This window comes from Pseudomonas anguilliseptica (assembly GCF_021375795.1).
In the GTDB taxonomy this organism is placed as follows: Bacteria; Pseudomonadota; Gammaproteobacteria; order Pseudomonadales; family Pseudomonadaceae; genus Aquipseudomonas; species Aquipseudomonas anguilliseptica_A.
Window position 1 is genome coordinate 594,094 of record NZ_JAEIOI010000003.1, and the last position, 16,689, is coordinate 610,782.

The 16,689-nt window shown below is 58.3% G+C and carries 17 protein-coding genes and 2 pseudogenes; 8 read left to right on the forward strand and 11 right to left on the reverse strand.

The window, feature by feature from the left end:
- Window positions 1-3: 3 nt before the first annotated feature.
- Window positions 4-1,377 (forward strand): Trk system potassium transporter TrkA, encoded by a 1,374-nt coding sequence (gene trkA, locus IOD17_RS14320; protein WP_233685736.1) that lies wholly within the window; start codon window positions 4-6, stop codon window positions 1,375-1,377.
- Between the two features lie 105 nt (window positions 1,378-1,482).
- On the forward strand, window positions 1,483-1,812 hold the full coding sequence (locus IOD17_RS14325) for a hypothetical protein (RefSeq protein WP_233685737.1): 330 nt from the start codon (window positions 1,483-1,485) through the stop codon (window positions 1,810-1,812).
- Here IOD17_RS14325 and IOD17_RS14330 read toward each other — a convergent pair.
- The 3 genes from IOD17_RS14330 to IOD17_RS14340 form a co-directional block, all read right to left on the reverse strand.
- Window positions 1,809-2,078 carry a PilZ domain-containing protein gene (locus tag IOD17_RS14330; protein WP_233685738.1) on the reverse strand — a complete coding sequence of 90 codons (270 nt, stop codon included), beginning with the start codon at window positions 2,076-2,078 and terminating at the stop codon, window positions 1,809-1,811. The genes IOD17_RS14325 and IOD17_RS14330 overlap by 4 nt on opposite strands.
- Window positions 2,079-2,158: 80 nt before the next feature.
- Window positions 2,159-3,046, reverse strand: a complete 888-nt coding sequence (locus IOD17_RS14335) for a lysophospholipid acyltransferase (protein WP_233685739.1) — start codon at window positions 3,044-3,046, stop codon at window positions 2,159-2,161.
- Between the two features lie 45 nt (window positions 3,047-3,091).
- Complete coding sequence (locus tag IOD17_RS14340) at window positions 3,092-3,649, reverse strand: DNA-3-methyladenine glycosylase I (protein WP_233685740.1); 558 nt, start codon at window positions 3,647-3,649, stop codon at window positions 3,092-3,094.
- A 66-nt stretch (window positions 3,650-3,715) separates the two neighbouring features.
- Between IOD17_RS14340 and glyQ the strand changes: the two genes are divergently transcribed.
- The 4 genes from glyQ (at window position 3,716) to IOD17_RS14360 (ending at window position 8,142) form a co-directional block, all read left to right on the forward strand.
- On the forward strand, window positions 3,716-4,663 hold the full coding sequence (gene glyQ, locus IOD17_RS14345; protein ID WP_233685741.1) for a glycine--tRNA ligase subunit alpha: 948 nt from the start codon (window positions 3,716-3,718) through the stop codon (window positions 4,661-4,663).
- Entirely contained in the window at window positions 4,660-6,714 is a 2,055-nt protein-coding gene (glyS, locus tag IOD17_RS14350; RefSeq protein WP_233685742.1) for a glycine--tRNA ligase subunit beta, read from the forward strand. Before glyQ ends, glyS begins: the two co-directional genes overlap by 4 nt.
- Before the next feature lie 88 nt (window positions 6,715-6,802).
- Window positions 6,803-7,336 carry a D-glycero-beta-D-manno-heptose 1,7-bisphosphate 7-phosphatase gene (gene gmhB, locus IOD17_RS14355; protein ID WP_233685743.1) on the forward strand — a complete coding sequence of 178 codons (534 nt, stop codon included), beginning with the start codon at window positions 6,803-6,805 and terminating at the stop codon, window positions 7,334-7,336.
- A 32-nt stretch (window positions 7,337-7,368) separates the two neighbouring features.
- Window positions 7,369-8,142: a lysophospholipid acyltransferase family protein gene (locus tag IOD17_RS14360; protein WP_233685744.1), complete on the forward strand. Its 774-nt coding sequence runs from the start codon at window positions 7,369-7,371 to the stop codon at window positions 8,140-8,142.
- 275 nt (window positions 8,143-8,417) lie between these two features.
- Here IOD17_RS14360 and IOD17_RS14365 read toward each other — a convergent pair.
- The 7 genes and pseudogenes from IOD17_RS14365 to IOD17_RS14395 form a co-directional block, all read right to left on the reverse strand.
- Window positions 8,418-9,308 (reverse strand): IS3 family transposase (locus IOD17_RS14365; protein ID WP_233685745.1); only part of this gene is annotated, 891 nt, incomplete at its 5' end.
- Window position 9,309: 1 nt separating this feature from the next.
- Window positions 9,310-9,776 (reverse strand): annotated as a pseudogene (locus IOD17_RS14370) (transposase); the annotation flags it as partial.
- A gap of 63 nt (window positions 9,777-9,839) precedes the next feature.
- Window positions 9,840-10,268, reverse strand: a pseudogene (locus IOD17_RS14375) (heavy metal-binding domain-containing protein); the annotation flags it as partial.
- Between the two features lie 5 nt (window positions 10,269-10,273).
- Window positions 10,274-10,522, reverse strand: coding sequence for a DUF2933 domain-containing protein (locus IOD17_RS14380; RefSeq protein WP_233685746.1), 249 nt, complete (start codon window positions 10,520-10,522; stop codon window positions 10,274-10,276).
- A gap of 79 nt (window positions 10,523-10,601) precedes the next feature.
- Entirely contained in the window at window positions 10,602-11,135 is a 534-nt protein-coding gene (locus IOD17_RS14385) for a cupredoxin domain-containing protein (protein ID WP_233685747.1), read from the reverse strand.
- A gap of 153 nt (window positions 11,136-11,288) precedes the next feature.
- Complete coding sequence (locus IOD17_RS14390; RefSeq protein ID WP_233685748.1) at window positions 11,289-11,846, reverse strand: cupredoxin domain-containing protein; 558 nt, start codon at window positions 11,844-11,846, stop codon at window positions 11,289-11,291.
- 167 nt (window positions 11,847-12,013) lie between these two features.
- Window positions 12,014-12,373 carry a co-regulatory protein PtrA N-terminal domain-containing protein gene (locus tag IOD17_RS14395; RefSeq protein ID WP_233685749.1) on the reverse strand — a complete coding sequence of 120 codons (360 nt, stop codon included), beginning with the start codon at window positions 12,371-12,373 and terminating at the stop codon, window positions 12,014-12,016.
- A 207-nt stretch (window positions 12,374-12,580) separates the two neighbouring features.
- Between IOD17_RS14395 and IOD17_RS14400 the strand changes: the two genes are divergently transcribed.
- Window positions 12,581-13,258 (forward strand): heavy metal response regulator transcription factor, encoded by a 678-nt coding sequence (locus IOD17_RS14400; protein WP_004374688.1) that lies wholly within the window; start codon window positions 12,581-12,583, stop codon window positions 13,256-13,258.
- A 2-nt stretch (window positions 13,259-13,260) separates the two neighbouring features.
- On the forward strand, window positions 13,261-14,637 hold the full coding sequence (locus IOD17_RS14405; protein WP_021221950.1) for a heavy metal sensor histidine kinase: 1,377 nt from the start codon (window positions 13,261-13,263) through the stop codon (window positions 14,635-14,637).
- A 657-nt stretch (window positions 14,638-15,294) separates the two neighbouring features.
- On the opposite strand, the gene IOD17_RS14410 is transcribed toward IOD17_RS14405, so the two are convergent.
- On the reverse strand, window positions 15,295-16,380 hold the full coding sequence (locus IOD17_RS14410) for a hypothetical protein (protein ID WP_233685750.1): 1,086 nt from the start codon (window positions 16,378-16,380) through the stop codon (window positions 15,295-15,297).
- Between the last annotated feature and the right edge of the window lie 309 nt (window positions 16,381-16,689).

Below are 16,689 nucleotides of genomic sequence, written 5' to 3' on the forward strand. Positions count from 1 at the left end.
CCTGTGAAGATCATCATTCTCGGTGCCGGCCAAGTCGGTGGCACCCTGGCGGAACACCTGGCCAGTGAAGCCAACGACATCACCGTGGTCGACACCGACGGTGACCGTCTGCGTGACCTCGGCGACCGCCTGGATATTCGCACCGTGCAAGGCCGTGGTTCGTTCCCGACAGTGCTGCGCCAAGCAGGCGCGGACGACGCCGACATGCTGGTGGCGGTGACCAACAGCGATGAGATCAACATGATCGCCTGTCAGGTGGCCTACAGCCTGTTCCATACCCCGACCAAGATTGCCCGGGTGCGCGAGGCGGCCTACCTGACGCGCAGCGGCTTGTTCAGCAACGAGTCGATTCCGGTCGACGTGCTGATCAGCCCCGAGCAGGTGGTGACCAACTACATCAAGCGCCTGATCGAGTACCCCGGTGCCTTGCAGGTCATCGACTTCGCCGAAGGCAAGGCCCAGTTGGTGGCGGTGCGTGCTTACTACGGCGGCCCGCTGGTCGGTCAGCAGCTGCGTCAGCTGCGCGAGCACATGCCCAATGTCGACACCCGCGTGGCGGCGATCTTCCGTCGCAACCGGGCGATCATGCCGCAGGGCGACACGGTGATCGAGGCCGATGATGAAGTGTTCTTTATCGCCGCCAAGGCGCACATCCGTGCGGTGATGAGCGAAATGCGCCGCATGGAAGACAGCTACAAGAAGGTGGTGATCGCCGGTGGCGGGCATATCGGCGAACGCCTGGCCGAAGCCATCGAAAGCCGCTACCAGGTAAAGATCATCGAAATGAACCCGGCACGCTGCCGCTACCTCTCGGAAACCCTCGACAGCACCATCGTGTTGCAAGGCAGTGCCTCAGACCGCGATCTGCTGGTGGAAGAGAACATCAGCGACGCCGACATCTTCCTCTCGCTGACCAACGACGACGAAGCCAATATCATGTCCTCGTTGCTGGCCAAGCGCCTCGGCGCGCGCAAGGTGATGACCCTGATCAACAACCCGGCCTACGTCGACCTGGTACAGGGCGGCGAGATCGACATCGCCATCAGTCCGCAGTTGGCGACCATCGGTACTCTGCTGACCCACGTACGCCGTGGCGATATCGAAAGCGTGCACTCCCTGCGCCGTGGCGCAGCCGAAGCCATCGAGGCTATCGCCCACGGTGATGCCCGATCAAGCAAGGTGGTCGGCCGCGCCATCAAAGACATCGCCCTGCCGCCAGGCACCACCATCGGCGCGATCATCCGCGACGAAGAAGTGCTGATCGCCCACGACGTCACGGTGATCGAATCCGGTGACCACGTGATCCTGTTTCTGGTCGACAAGAAATACATCCGTGATGCTGAGCGGCTATTCCAGGTCGGCCTGACCTTCTTCTAAGAACCAGTCTCGGATCTGCTGCGTGTCGACGATACTGCGTTAGAAATGGCCTCGCTCTAGTTCGCGAGCTCCGAAACAGGTTCTAAACAGTAAAGGGAATATTCGATGAGCACAGAAGCCCTGGAGAAGATGCTGGCCAAGGGAATGGACAACGCCCTGCTGCGCTTCGGCCTGGGCAAGGGCTATCTGGATGCGGCTGAGTTCGCCAGGGCGGCGGAGCATTTGCAGCGCTGCGTTGAGTTCGATGCGCAGTATTCAGCTGCCTGGAAGCTGCTCGGTCAGGCGCTGAACAAGCAGGGCTTGCAGGATCAGGCACGAACGGCCTGGATGCAGGGATTACAGGCGGCAGAACAGAAGGGCGACAAGCAGGCCGGCAAAGAGATTGCGGTGTTTCTCAAACGGCTGGAAAAGCTCGCCCAGAAGCCCGCCGACTAGTCGTTCTGGATAAAGCGCAGGCCAACGCCCAGCGGCTCAACGCGCACCACTTCCAGAGTAAGGACCGGTGCCTCCATCGGCAGGCCCTGTACTTGACCCTGCACCTGCTCGCCCATGGCCAGCATGTTTTGCGCCTGATCCATCAGCACATACACGCCACATTCGGAAATATCCCGAGTGGTGACCATCAGCTCACCGTGCACCGGGTGATCGATGCGCAGGCGTACCTTGAGGGGGGTGCGGACATTCTTTCGACTATTGCTCATGCGCCGTCCGTTCGAGTTGTTCTTGGCAGACTAGTCGAGAGCCGACCCCACCTGCAACTTGAGTCCGCTCTACGACCGCCTCAGTACCACTTGGCTTCACCTTCCGGGCGCTTTTTGAAGCGCTTCATATTCCACATATATTGGCTGGGTGCCTGCCGCACCTGTTTTTCGATGCCCTGATTGAGCGCAGCTACCGCCGCTTCGATATCTTCGCCGTAGAGCGCGTCTGGCGCCGCTTCGATAACCACACGGTAGCCACTGCCATCGTCCAGGCGCAGGGCGTGCATAAATACCGCTTCAGCCTTGCGGTCCTTGACCAGCGACGGCACAAATTTGCTGGTCAGCGCCGGCACCCCGAAGAAGGGCACGAATACACCGCTCGACAGGCTCGGCTCCGGGTCGGCGGCAATCCCTGCGACACCGCCTTTGCGCACCTGTTTGATCAGGCTGAGAATGCCTTCCTTGGTCGACGGTGCCAGGCTGTTACCCAGCTGCACGCGCTGTTTGACCAGCAGCTCATCGACGGCCTTGAGCTTGATCGGGCGGTAGAGAATGATCGGCTTGCACAGCGAGCAGACGTACTGCAGCAGCACCTCCCAGTTGCCCAGGTGGCTGCTGATCAGCACCACGCCCTTGCCACTGGCCAGGGCATCCTGCAGCACCTGCATGCCCTCAACCTGCTTGATCAGGCCAAGGGTCTTGTTGGCGGGCCAGATCCAGGCGCAGGCACTTTCGGTAAGGGTCTTGCCGATATCCCGCAGGCTTTCACCCACCAGACGTTCACGCTGATCCGCCGGCAGGTGGGCAAAACAGCCGGCTAGGTTGATCCGGGTCACTTCACGGGAACGGTTCGGTAGCTTCCACATCAGCCAGCCAATCGCCGCGCCCACCGCCTGCACCGCTCGCCATGGCAGCAGGGCAAACAGGCGCAGAAACCCCACCACCAGGGCACCTTTGAACTTTTCCACAGGCAACTCCAGCCGATCAAAAGGCGCCCATTGTAACCGCCTGCGCTAGCGGGCGTTGAGTTGCGCGTAGCGGTCACAGTCGGTGGTGTGATCCATGACCATGCCGCTGGCCTGCATATAGGCGTAACAGATGGTCGGCCCGACAAAGGTGAAACCGGCCTTCTTCAGCGCCTTGCTCATTGCTTCGGCTTCCGGGGTCACCGCCGGTACCTGGCCGCGTTCGCTAAAGTGGTTGATCTTCGGCACGCCGCCGACAAACGACCAGAGCAGCGCCACCGGGTCTTCCAGCTTGAGCCAGGCCTGGGCGTTCTTACGCACAGCCTGGAGCTTGAGGCGGTTGCGGATGATGCCGGGGTCCCGCATCAGGGTGTCTTCGATGTATTCGTCGGTCAGTGCAGCCAGGCGCTGCACATCGAAAGCGAACAGCACCTTGCGGTAATGCTCGCGCTTCTTCAACACGGTGATCCACGACAGGCCGGCCTGAAAACCCTCCAGCAGCAGTAACTCGAACAACACCTGGGGGTCACGTTGCGGTACCCCCCATTCTTCATCGTGGTAAGCCTGATAAAGCGGATCGTCAGAGCACCAAAAGCAGCGTGGCATGCGGGTTTTCCTGAGCTTCGGTATACTCGCGGACTTTCTCAAGCCGCCAAAGTACGGGTGAAATTTGTGAGCCAGACTACGCCTGCCGTGCGCACCTTCCAAGACTTGATCCTCGCCCTGCAACAGTACTGGGCCGAGCAGGGCTGTGTGGTATTGCAGCCCTACGATATGGAAGTTGGCGCGGGCACCTTCCACACCGCCACGTTTCTCCGTGCCATTGGCCCAGAGACCTGGAACGCCGCCTACGTGCAGCCTTCCCGTCGGCCGGCCGACGGCCGTTATGGCGAAAACCCCAACCGCCTGCAGCACTATTACCAGTTCCAGGTGGTGCTGAAACCGAACCCGGAGAACTTCCAGGAGCTGTACCTCGGCTCGCTGAAGGCCATCGGTATTGATCCGCTGGTGCACGACATCCGCTTCGTTGAAGACAACTGGGAATCGCCGACCCTCGGCGCCTGGGGTCTGGGTTGGGAAATCTGGTTGAACGGCATGGAAGTCACCCAGTTCACCTACTTCCAGCAAGTCGGTGGCATCGAGTGCTACCCGGTGACCGGTGAGATCACCTATGGCCTGGAGCGCCTGGCCATGTACCTGCAGGGCGTCGACTCGGTATACGACCTGGTGTGGACTGACGGCCAGTTCGGCAAGGTCACCTATGGCGATGTGTTCCACCAGAACGAAGTGGAGCAATCGACCTACAACTTCGAGCACGCCAACGTCGACAAGCTGTTCGAGTTGTTCGACTTCTACGAGTCGGAAGCCAACCGCCTGATCGAGTTGGAGCTGCCGCTGCCGACCTACGAGATGGTGCTCAAGGCCTCACACACCTTCAACCTGCTGGATGCGCGCCGAGCCATCTCGGTGACTGCGCGTCAGCAATACATCCTGCGCGTGCGTGCGCTGGCCCGTTCGGTGGCGCAGAGCTACCTGCAAGCGCGGCGCAAACTCGGCTTCCCGCTCGCCACCCCCGACCTGCGTGATGAAGTATTGGCCAAGCTGGAGGCTGCAGAATGAGTGCGCACGATTTCCTGGTAGAACTGGGCACCGAAGAGCTGCCACCCAAAGCCCTGAAAACCCTCGGTGAAGCCTTCCTGGCTGGCATCGAGAAAGGCCTCAAGGCTGCTGGCCTTGGCTACAGCAACGTACGCTATTACGCTGCACCGCGTCGTCTGGCAGTGCTGGTGGAGCAACTCGCGACCCAGCAACCGGACCGCACCGTCAACCTCGATGGCCCGCCCGTACAGGCGGCGTTCGACAAGGACGGCAACCCGACTCAGGCTGCGCTGGGCTTCGCCAAGAAGTGCGGCGTTGAGCTGAGCCAGATTGATCAGAGCGGCCCCAAGCTGAAATTCAGCCAGAGCATTGCGGGTCAAGCGGCAGCTGGCCTGCTGCCGGGCATCGTTGAAACCTCGCTGAACGAACTGCCGATCCCGAAACGTATGCGCTGGGGCGCGCGCAAAACCGAATTCGTCCGCCCAAGCCAGTGGCTGGTGATGCTGTTCGGTGACGAAGTGATCGATTGCGAAATCCTTGCCCAGCAAGCCGGCCGGGTTTCCCGTGGCCACCGCTTCCACGCCAACCACGACGTGCGTATCAGCTCGCCGGCCAGCTATGCCGAAGATCTGCGCAGCGCCTATGTGATTGCCGACTTTGCCGAGCGCCGCGCGCAGATCATCGCGCGGGTCAATGAACTGGCTGCAGCAGAGCAGGGCAGCGCCATCGTGCCGCCAGCGCTGCTCGACGAAGTTAGCGCACTGGTCGAATGGCCGGTGCCGCTGGTCTGCTCGTTCGAGGAACGCTTCCTCGAAGTGCCGCAGGAAGCGCTGATCACCACCATGCAGGACAACCAGAAGTACTTCTGCCTGCTCGATGGCAACGGCAGGCTGCTGCCACGCTTTATCACCGTGGCCAACGTCGAGAGCAAAGACCCGGCGCAGATCATTTCCGGCAACGAGAAGGTGGTGCGTCCACGCCTCACCGACGCCGAGTTTTTCTTCAAGCAGGACAAGAAGCAGAAGCTGGAAAGCTTCAACCAGCGCCTGGCCAACGTGGTGTTCCAGGCCCAGCTCGGTTCGGTCTATGACAAGGCGCAGCGTGTCTCCGCCCTGGCTGGTTTTATCGCCCAGCGCATCGGTGGCGACGCTACCCGCGCCGCGCGTGCAGGCATCCTCTGCAAGTGCGACCTGGCCAGTGAAATGGTCGGCGAATTCCCAGAAATGCAGGGCATCGCTGGTTACTACTACGCCAAGCACGATGGCGAAGCCGAAGACGTCGCCCTGGCGCTGAACGAGCAGTACATGCCGCGCGGTGCCGGCGCCGAGCTGCCGAGCACCCTCACCGGTGCTGCCGTGGCCCTGGCCGACAAGCTGGATACCCTGGTCGGCATCTTCGGCATCGGCATGCTGCCCACCGGCAGCAAGGACCCCTACGCCCTGCGTCGCGCCGCTCTCGGCGTGCTGCGCATCCTGATCGAGAAGCAGCTGGATCTGGACCTGGCCGAAGCCATCGCTTTCTCCATCAACCAGTTCGCCGATAAGGTCAAAGCCGACGGCCTGGCTCCACAGGTACAGGACTTTATCTTCGACCGCCTGCGTGCGCGTTATGAGGACGAAGGCGTCGACGTGGCCGTGTACCAGGCCGTGCGTGCCGTCAGCCCGACTTCGCCGCTGGACTTCGACCAACGCGTGCAGGCTGTACAGGCGTTCCGCAAGCTGCCCGAAGCAGAAGCCCTGGCGGCTGCCAACAAGCGTGTATCCAACCTGCTGAGCAAAGCCGAAGGCCAGGTCGCAGCGAGCGTCGAAGCCCATCACTTCGACAACCCCAGCGAGTTCGCCCTCAACGCCGCCATCCAGCAGGCCGAACATGCAGTACAGCCTCTGGCTGCCGCACGCCAGTACAACCTGGCGCTGAGCCAACTGGCCAACCTGCGCGAGCCGGTGGACGCCTTCTTCGTGGCCGTACTGGTCAACGCCGAAGACCCTGCCGTGCGGGCCAACCGCTATGCACTGCTGGCCAAGCTGCGCGGCCTGTTCCTCGGCGTCGCGGATATCTCGGTACTGGGCTAAGGCCTGCTGAACACCCGGTGGGCTGCACAGCCCACCTTTACCTCTACCGGGTGCCGGCCATCACCGTCTCCCGGTTATGGATAAGACGATGAAACTGCTGATTCTTGATCGCGACGGCGTAATCAATTACGACTCCGACGCCTATATCAAAAGCCTCGACGAATGGCTTCCACTGCCTGGTGCAGTGGAAGCCATCGCACGCCTTTCGCAAGCCGGCTGGACCGTAGCAGTGGCCACCAACCAATCGGGAATCGCCCGCGGCTATTACGACCTGGCCACGCTGGATGCCATGCACACGCGCCTGCGTGAACTGGTGGCCGAGCAGGGCGGTGAGCTGGGTCTGGTGGTCTACTGCCCGCATGGCCCGGATGAAGGCTGCAACTGCCGCAAGCCGAAACCCGGCATGCTCGAACAGATCGCGGCGTACTATGGCGTTGCACTCACGGGCGTGTGGTTTGTTGGCGACAGCAGCGGTGACCTGACAGCGGCCGGCGCCGTCGACTGTCAGCCTGTTTTGGTAAAGACCGGCAAGGGCGAACGCACCCTGGCCAAAGGATTGCCAGCGGGCACCCTGATATTCGATGATCTGGCGGCGGTTGCCGATCAGCTTCTCCACTTATAAAGCAGGCCCTGCCTGCGACGGTAAAAGCTCCCATGTCGACAGTGCAGACCATCAGAACTTTCTTCTTCTACCTGCTGCTCTCTTCCAGCTCGTTCTTCTGGTGCATTCTCAGCGTCTTCGTTGCACCCTTCCTGCCCTTCCGCGCCCGCTATCGTTTCGTCATCCAGAACTGGTGCCGCTGCGCCGTCTGGCTGGCCAAGGTGGTCGTCGGTATCCGCTACGAGATCAAGGGCCTGGAGAACATTCCGGAGCAGCCCTGTGTGATCCTGGCCAAGCACCAAAGCACCTGGGAAACCTTCTTCCTTTCCGGCTTCTTCGAACCGCTGAGCCAGGTGGTCAAACGTGAACTGCTCTACGTGCCGTTCTTCGGCTGGGCCATGGCCATGCTCAAGCCCATCGCCATCGACCGCAGCAACCCCAAAGCGGCGCTCAAGCAGCTGGCCAAGCAGGGTCATGAGCGACTGGAGCAGGGCGCCTGGGTGCTGGTATTCCCGGAAGGCACACGTATCCCGCCAGGACAGATTGGCAAGTTCAGCCGCGGTGGTGCCGCCCTGGCAGTCAATGCCAACCTCCCAGTGCTGCCGATTGCCCACAACGCCGGTGAGTTCTGGCCCAAACTGGGCTGGAGCAAAACCCCAGGCACCATCCAGGTGGTGATCGGCCCGCTGATGCACGCCGAAGGCAGTGGTCCACGCGCCATCGCCGAACTCAATGATCGTGCCTTTGCCTGGGTCAGCCAGGCGCAGTATGAGATCGGCTCGCTGGACAGCCTGGATCAACCCCTAGAGGCCACCGAGCCTGCCTGATCAATTGTGGATAACCTGTGCGCGAAATACCGGCAGAGTGCCATTAATCAGTTCAAGACTATGATTTATAAATAATTTTCTTGGACTGTTTAATTCCTCGAATTGGTGCATAAGTTTCCCGCACACGCCGCCAGCCGGCCTCTCAGAGGCCGGCTTTTTTATGCCGCATACAGCCGAAAAAACAGCGCCAGATGTTCCATGTGGAACAAAAAAAGCCCCTGCAACTTGAACAGTTGCAGGGGGTTTCTAGTACTGCATGAATAGGCCCCGGTTTTCTAGAGACCATCCTGCCTCAGAAAATAACGACGTTCGAACTCTATCGGTGACAGCTTCTCAGCGAAACCATGTCGTCGCTTGGGGTTGTAAAACATCTCGATGTAATCGAATACATCGCTCCGCGCTTCGTCGCGGCTCCCGTAGATTTTGCGCTTGAGCAGCTCGCGCTTGAGCAGCTGGAAGAAGCTCTCGGCGACCGCGTTGTCATGACAGTTGCCTCGCCGACTCATACTGCTCGTCAGATTGTTGGCTCGGAGAAAGCTTTGCCAGTCCGCACTACTGAACTGACTGCCCTGGTCGGAGTGGATCATCACCTCTTGCCTCGGCTTGCGCCGCCATACCGCCATCAATAGCGCGTCAATGGCCAGATCGCTGCTCATGCGGGACTTCATTGACCAGCCGATGACCTGACGAGAGAACAGGTCGAGCACCACTGCCAAGTACAGCCAGCCTTCGTAGGTGCGAATGTAGGTGATGTCAGTGACCCAGACCCTATTGGGTTCACTGACATTGAACTGGCGCTCCAGCCGGTTCGGTGCCGGCGTGGCGGGCTTACCTCCGTAACGGCCAGGTCGACGACGATAACCCGTCTGCGAGCGCAATCCTTCCACACGCATCAGCCTGGCAACACGATGTCGTCCGCAGCTCTCACCCAACTCGCGCAAATCCGCATGGATCTTGCGGTAGCCGTAGACACCACCGCTTTCCAGCCATGAATGCTTGATCAGACCTAGCAAGCGCTGATCGTCCTTGGCTCGCGCAGACTTGGGCTCGCTCAGCCAGGCGTAGTAGCCGCTGGGATGCACTTTCAGCACCTGGCAGAGACGTTGAACGGAGTAGCTCGCCGAGAGCTGGCGGACAAAGACGTACCTCAGCCTGACTCCTTGGCANGTAGCCGTAGACACCACCGCTTTCCAGCCATGAATGCTTGATCAGACCTAGCAAGCGCTGATCGTCCTTGGCTCGCGCAGACTTGGGCTCGCTCAGCCAGGCGTAGTAGCCGCTGGGATGCACTTTCAGCACCTGGCAGAGACGTTGAACGGAGTAGCTCGCCGAGAGCTGGCGGACAAAGACGTACCTCAGCCTGACTCCTTGGCAAAGTACGCGGCGGCCTTTTTTAGGATGTCGCGCTCCTCGGTCACTCGCTTGAGCTCGGCACGCAGGCGACGCAACTCGGCTTGTTGATCATCTTCGCGTTTGCGCTGGGCTTCCGGCTTACTGTAGCGCTTGATCCACACATACAGGCTGTGTGTGGATACGCCCAACCGAGCCGCGACCTCGGCAACAGGGCGGTCGCGCTCGGTCACTTGCTTGACCGCTTCGATCTTGAATTCTTCGGGGTAACGCTGGTTGCTCATGGCACCTCCTAATGGGCCTCAATTATGAGGCTCGGAGGTCTCTAGGGAAGCGGGGCCTATTCAGGTCAACGGTAAAGTCCACCAGAACCGCCGCGAGAAGTCCTTCAGCTCTGGGTTTTCCTCCTCTTCCAGCTCCGGGATGACAGGTTCCAGCGTCATCCCGCAGATCGGGCAGTTTCCGGGAGCCGGTTGACGAATCTCTGGATGCATCGGACAGGTGTATTCAGCACTTACGGGTGTCGATGTGGGTGCTGGAGTCACGTGCTGGTGATGCCCACCATGCGACTGATGGCTCGTGTACTGATGAGGATCTGCTTGGAATTTCTCCAGGCACTTCGCACTGCAGAAACGATAGGCCTTCCCTTCAACGCTCTCGTGGTAAGGGCTATCAGGTTTGACCTCCATGCCACACACCGGGTCGCGCTGGCTCTCGGAGTGAGCGAGCGAGTTATGTGCATGATCCTGGTCATGATGGCAGGAGGTCTTATGCATGCGATTTATTTCCTTTCTTCGTCCTTGGAAACAGCGGTGCTGCTGGAGTGGGAATGCCCGCCGTGATTATGGCCAAACAGATGCATCAGTGGGCACAGCAGCAGGATGAGGTACGGCAGGGCCTGCGAAAGGTGACCGTAATGCTCACGCGCCACATAGAAGATGCCGATTACGGCCAGCATGATTAGCGAAATACCGATCTTGCTCTTCCAAAAAGGCGGTTCAGTCGTGCTGGAGTGATGAGTGTGGTCCATGACAATAGCCTCAATTCAATGGCTGTTGGATCAGCATAGGCGGCTCAAGTAAAGCGGAGTTGACACGTATCAATAGAGTTCAGCGTACGGTCACCTTGCCGAACATTCCCGATTGATAATGTCCTGGGACATTACAGGCGAATTCCAGATCAGTGGCCTCGGAGAAGGTCCAAACCAGCTCTTCGCGTGCGCCAGGTCCTACCAGAACACTGTTGGGATCGTCGTGCTCCATGCCGACCATCTTCATGCCGCCCATGGCATGGTCCATATTGCTCATGACATGCGCTGCAGTCGGGGACAACGTGCCGTTCTGAAACATCGCAGCCATCTCTTTCTGATGCGCGGCATGGGACGCGGCTTTGCCAAGGTTGAATTCGTGCAGCAGAGTCCCCTCGTTTTGCAGTACGAAGCGAACAGTCTCGCCCGCCTTGATTTCCATTACCTTGGGTTCAAAGAAGATGTCCCCCATCCGTACTTCGATGGTGCGGTCTACTGCCTGGCTGTCTCCCGGTTGCCCGATGCTGTCTTTGTTGTGTCCCGGGCTGGCCAGAGCGTTCGCAGTGCTGAGCAGCAAGCCAACGGTGGTGACTATGGATACTGATCTGAGCTTCATGGTGAGCACCTGTGCTAATGAGGAAGGAAACGCCCTGATGCTAATCAGGTGAAGCTGCCGGCACGCTGACGCGAAAAATACATCACAGTAAGGTTCGTTAGATCGGTGCTACCCAGACCCGTGGCTAACGGGTAGCACCGCTCCGCCGTCGATCTAACGCAGGGCGAACTCACCCACCATTCCCGCTTGATAATGTCCAGGTAGCGTGCAGGCAAAGCTCAAGCTCCCAGCCTTGGGGAAGGTCCACACGAACTCTTTGGTTATGCCGGGCTCAACGAGAATCGCGTTCGGATCGTCATGCTTGGCTTTGATGACTTCCGGATACCCAGGCGGGTTGGCATCACCAGTGCCATAACGCTCATGCCAGACAATACTTTCGGCCATGCCTGTCGGCGTCAACGTACCGTCCTTGAACAAGGCCGCCATCTTGCGCTGGTGTTCCAGTTGGGACGCTGCCTGCCCGATGTTGAACTCATGCATCAATGCACCTTCGTTCTTCAGAACGAACCGCACGGTTTCACCTGGCTTTACATCGATCGTCTTCTGGCTGTAGTTGATGTCGTCCATCTTCACGAAGACGGTACGAGTCGCCGGCGTCGCCTGGGCCTGCTGCCCAATGCCATTGTTACTGTCGCCGGTCTCGGCAACTGCCGGAAAAGTGGTGCTGATGAACAGTGTGCTGATCAGCAGCTTAAGGGGGATGCGTTTCATGGTGAGACCTCGCTAGGTAGGCTGGAAATCTCATGCTATTCCCCGCTTCCTGCCAGGCCGCTGACCCCAAAACTACAATTGCGTCAGCTGGAAAAAAGCACGGCGCCATTGAGGCGCCGCTAGGCCAAAGGAGCAATCACGGAAGGCCTGGAAGATGGGGGAAATCTTTACTGATGGCACTCTTTGTCGGCCATCATCAGCTTGTGCTCGCGAATCATTTGACCCAGGACGTCGTCTACTAACTTGTCGTGTCTTTCCATCCAGGCCAAATGATCTTCGGCAGACATGCCTGGAGCAGGATGTTCATTGTGCAGCTGACTCATGAGGTCTTCGAGCATGTTCATGTGCTCCTTCATGTGCACATGCCGCTCGCCGACTGGGGCCTTCTCTGCCTGGATCAGCACGGCTTCCGCTTTGTCGCGCATCTGCTGCATGCGCTCAAAGGTACGATCACTCCCCCCTTCGGCCCAGACCATAGAAGAAAGCAGCAGCGAACCAACCAGAAGTAAAGGTTTCAGCGATTTCATGGGGCAGTCTCCATCAGTGCAAACTATGGCCGGCACCTCTGCTTTTGGTCTATCGAGGGCCGAGAGCACAACCCAGTGCTCATGCTTGCACCCTAGACAAGCCACCCTGTCAGTGACCTGAAGTCAGGATTACATTTTCGTAAGCTTCTGGTTGGTGGTGCCGTTTGCCTGCAAACTCAGGCCACCCGACTTTTGGAGTCTGCTCGAATGAAACTACTGGTAGCTGAAGACGAACCCAAAACCGGTACGTACCTCCAGCAAGGTCTCACCGAGGCTGGGTTCAATGTCGACCGGGTTATGACCGGTACAGATGCCCTTCAGCATGCACTTAGCGAAGCCTATGACCTGCTAATTCTGGATGTAATGATGCCTGGGCTGGACGGTTGGGAAGTGCTGCGCATGTTGCGCGCAGCAGGAAAAGACGTCCCCGTACTGTTCTTGACGGCACGCGATGGTGTGGAAGACCGCGTAAAAGGGTTGGAGCTGGGTGCGGACGACTACCTGATCAAGCCATTTGCTTTCTCAGAGCTTCTGGCCAGGGTCAGAACGCTGTTGCGCAGAGGTAATGGTTCGCCGACGCAGACCACCATGAAAATTGCCGATCTGGAAGTCGATCTGATGAAGCGGCGTGCGATCCGTGGCGGGAAAAGAATTGACCTGACCGCGAAGGAGTTTTCACTGCTGGAACTGCTACTGCGCCGGCGCGGCGAGGTGCTCCCGAAGTCGCTGATTGCCTCTCAGGTTTGGGACATGAATTTCGACAGCGACACCAATGTTATTGAGGTTGCGGTACGCCGGCTACGCGCAAAAATCGATGACGATTTCGATCTCAAGCTGATTCATACCGCCCGCGGCATGGGATACATGATGGATGCTCCGGAGTGAATATGAAGCACCTTTCGCTGACCGCACGCATGAGCCTGATGTTCATGTCCGCGGTAATTGCAGTCCTGACGGTAGCAGGGCTGAGTTTCAATATGCTCAGCCAGCACCACTTCAAGATGCTGGATCGGCAGGCCCTGGTGGAGAAACTCGAATCCGCCAAACATATCCTCAACAATGCTCGCGGTGAAGCGAGCCTTTCGGAAGAATTACCGCAGTTGCGAGCTTTGCTGGGAGCCCATCAGGATCTGGCCGCCACTATCCTGGCCAGTGACGGTTCTGTACTGTTTTCCGACCCCAGAGCAGTCGAAGTACCTGAGCGTTTCAGACGTGCAAATGAGCAGAGCATGTGGGAGTGGCAGAACGGCCAACACATGTACCGTGGCATGACGGAGCAAATCTCGGTAGCCGATCAGGCTGAGCCGCTCACTGCGTTGCTGATTCTTGACGTCACCGATCACACACACTTTTTCGACACGCTGCAACGATGGTTTTGGATTGGATTGGTCATCAGCGCCCTGTTCAGTGCCACACTCGGCTGGGTGGTTGCTCGCAGCGGCCTTAGGCCTCTGCGGCAAGTCACTCATGTGGCCTCCGGGATGTCCGCTCGCTCGTTACAGGAGCGAATCCCTCTCGAACCAGTGCCGCGGGAACTTCAGCAACTGGTTCTCTCCTTCAATGCGATGTTGGCTCGGCTAGAGGATGCCTTCGTTAGGCTCTCCAATTTTTCGGCCGACATTGCCCACGAGCTACGAACTCCAGTCAGCAATCTGATGACCCACACCGAGGTCGTGCTGAGTAAAAAACGCGATATCAATGCCTATGAGGAGAATCTGTACTCCAACCTGGAGGACTTGAAGCGCATGTCTCGGATGATTGATGACATGCTGTTCTTGGCCAAGGCTGATAATGGCCTGATCATCCCCGAGCAGGCCAGGATCGAACTGGCTGACGTAGTCTTCAAGCTGTTTGACTACTACCACCTTCTGGCCGAAGAGCGCGGCATTGAGCTATCGCTCACAGGCAAAGGCCAAGTGCTGGGAGATCGGCTGATGCTTGATCGCGCGCTATCCAACTTGCTGTCCAATGCGCTGCGCTACACGCCGGCGGGACAGACAATTTCGGTTCTGATCCGCGAGACAGAGGACTCCACTACCTTCAGTATCGAGAACCCAGGGGACACAATCAGCTCAGAGCATCTAGAGAAGCTCTTCGACCGTTTTTACCGGGTTGACCCCGCTCGGCGGGAGGGCAGCCCGAGCAACGCCGGGCTCGGGCTTGCAATCACCCGATCCATCATTGAGGCTCACAAAGGCCGCATCTGGTGCACCTCAGCGGCTAGCCTCACGGGCTTTCACATCGAATTGCCCCATCCCAGATAATGCCGGTCTGGCGGTAAGTAGGCTACAGCTAACCGCTAGCCCAACTTGACAGGGTGGGTGCAGGTGCAACTCGACTGAGCGCAGATTGCATTCGCCATCCAGATAGGTAACGAGCGGTGAGCTGACACAAGAGCACCCCATTCGCTCTCGGGTAGCAGCTCATGAAGTTTGGAAACTGCATCCCCCGCGCTTGCCTCGCCAAGCCAAACCAATGCTCGGATGGCGTCCCCCGCTCCAGTAGCGCCAAGCACGTCAGGTTGCCGGAAGCCCTCACAGCCTAGCCAATCTCAATTGGCAACCAATTGGCAACCAGAAAGATAAAAATAGCACTAGCATCAAAAACCTACAGGCATAAAAAAATCCAGTCACCGTTAAGTGGCTGGATTTTCTAGGGTTTTTTGGTCGGGACGGAGTGATTCGAACACTCGACCCCTTGCACCCCATGCAAGCTATCAAGGGCACACTGAAATCCGTAAGCAATTGAATTAAAAGGCTTTACCAGAAGATCTTTTCAATTTCGATTGGTGTAAATTGACAAAAATCTGCTGCTTTGACAACGCAAAACCGCGGCCTCCAGAGGAGTTTTGCAGCTCATTATGGAGCGCTTTCAGCCATACCCATGGCAATCCTGGCATACGCACTACAGGCCCAAAGCACTCAGCGATGATCCTTTTTTAGGGCGGTTTTCTTGCGCAGCCAAGCGTATTGAGCAGGATCAATACTCAGCAGCTGGCCTATCACAGACTCTCTCTTCTCCGGAGGCATACGCCCCAGCAGAGATCGAATTTCCGATTCAATGCTCCCTGCTTTAGCACCCCGCTCCTCTGCCTTTGAGTACCATTCATGCCCAAGGGCGATGTTACCCATCTCGATGTTCAGTGCCCCAAGAAGTGTGCACGGTCGAAAGCTATTCGGCAGAAGCCGGTGTGCTTCGTCCGCCAACTTGAGTGCTTCATTATAGCGACCAAGATCGCGCATCACGCCACCATGAGTGGTGCGAACCGCCGACCTCAGCTTGGCTTGCTTGAGGGCTCCATCCTGGATCTTCTCCAGGAGGTCATGCGCTTCCTGCGAGGCATCGCATTTGCGCAGGTGGCCACTGGCATTCACTAACTGCCAGACATCACCCGTCTTGCGAAACGCCCCCAAGTAGTAGTCAGCTTCCATACGATTATGAGCACGTAGGATTTCCTCAGTGGCGTATTCCCTGCCCTCGCTTTTCAGCCAAACGGCCTCTTCCTCGGAAAGCCGCCTTGCACTATCTAGCTTGCGCAAAATCGCCATCAGTTGGCTGAAGTCGAGCTCGTCAACGAAGCCATCAACACCATAGTTTTCTCGCAGCACTCGACTCTTTTGGCGAGCGATGAATTTCGGATCACTTTCGCGCTGGAGTCTCTCGGCATGGAAGCGAGCCATCATGGTAGCGTGGCGAGCCTCAGCCGCCTCCTGCTCAACCTTTCGCTGTTGCTCAAGGGATTTCTGATGCTCCGCAGCAGCGGCGACCCTGGACGACTGCTCAATTGGCGCAAGCCGAAGAAACTGTGATTCAGAAATATCACCAGCAACGAATTGCGCCAGGCTCTTGAGGCCATTTTCAGTCAGGAAGCGCAGCCCTAGAGCACTCAATGGTTTACCTTGGGCAAAGGTAGCCAGAAGGTTAGACAGGCGTGAACCAGAGACTGAAGAACCCGGCATGTCATCGACCCAGAACCGTTTGGCGAGGGTCAAATAGTTGTCTGACATCAGCGCTCCATGCTTAGAAAAGTTTAACAGCGAACCGGCATCAAGCTATTCGATCATGTCACCCAGTTGAGAAGTCAGGCTGGCCAGCGGATCACCTTCATCATCGCCGACCACGATCAGCAGTTCAACCATCGCCTCTATCAGAGCATCATAGTCGTCTTCGCTCGTCGGCTCAGTGAGTAACGGTGCAACGTAACACCAGCGCCCTGTAATGAACGATGGAAATCAGCCGCGACTTTGCCACCAGATTTGCCCCACACGACTCAGGGCCAAAAAGCATCAGTTGATCCCCAGAAAGGCGAGCGCCCC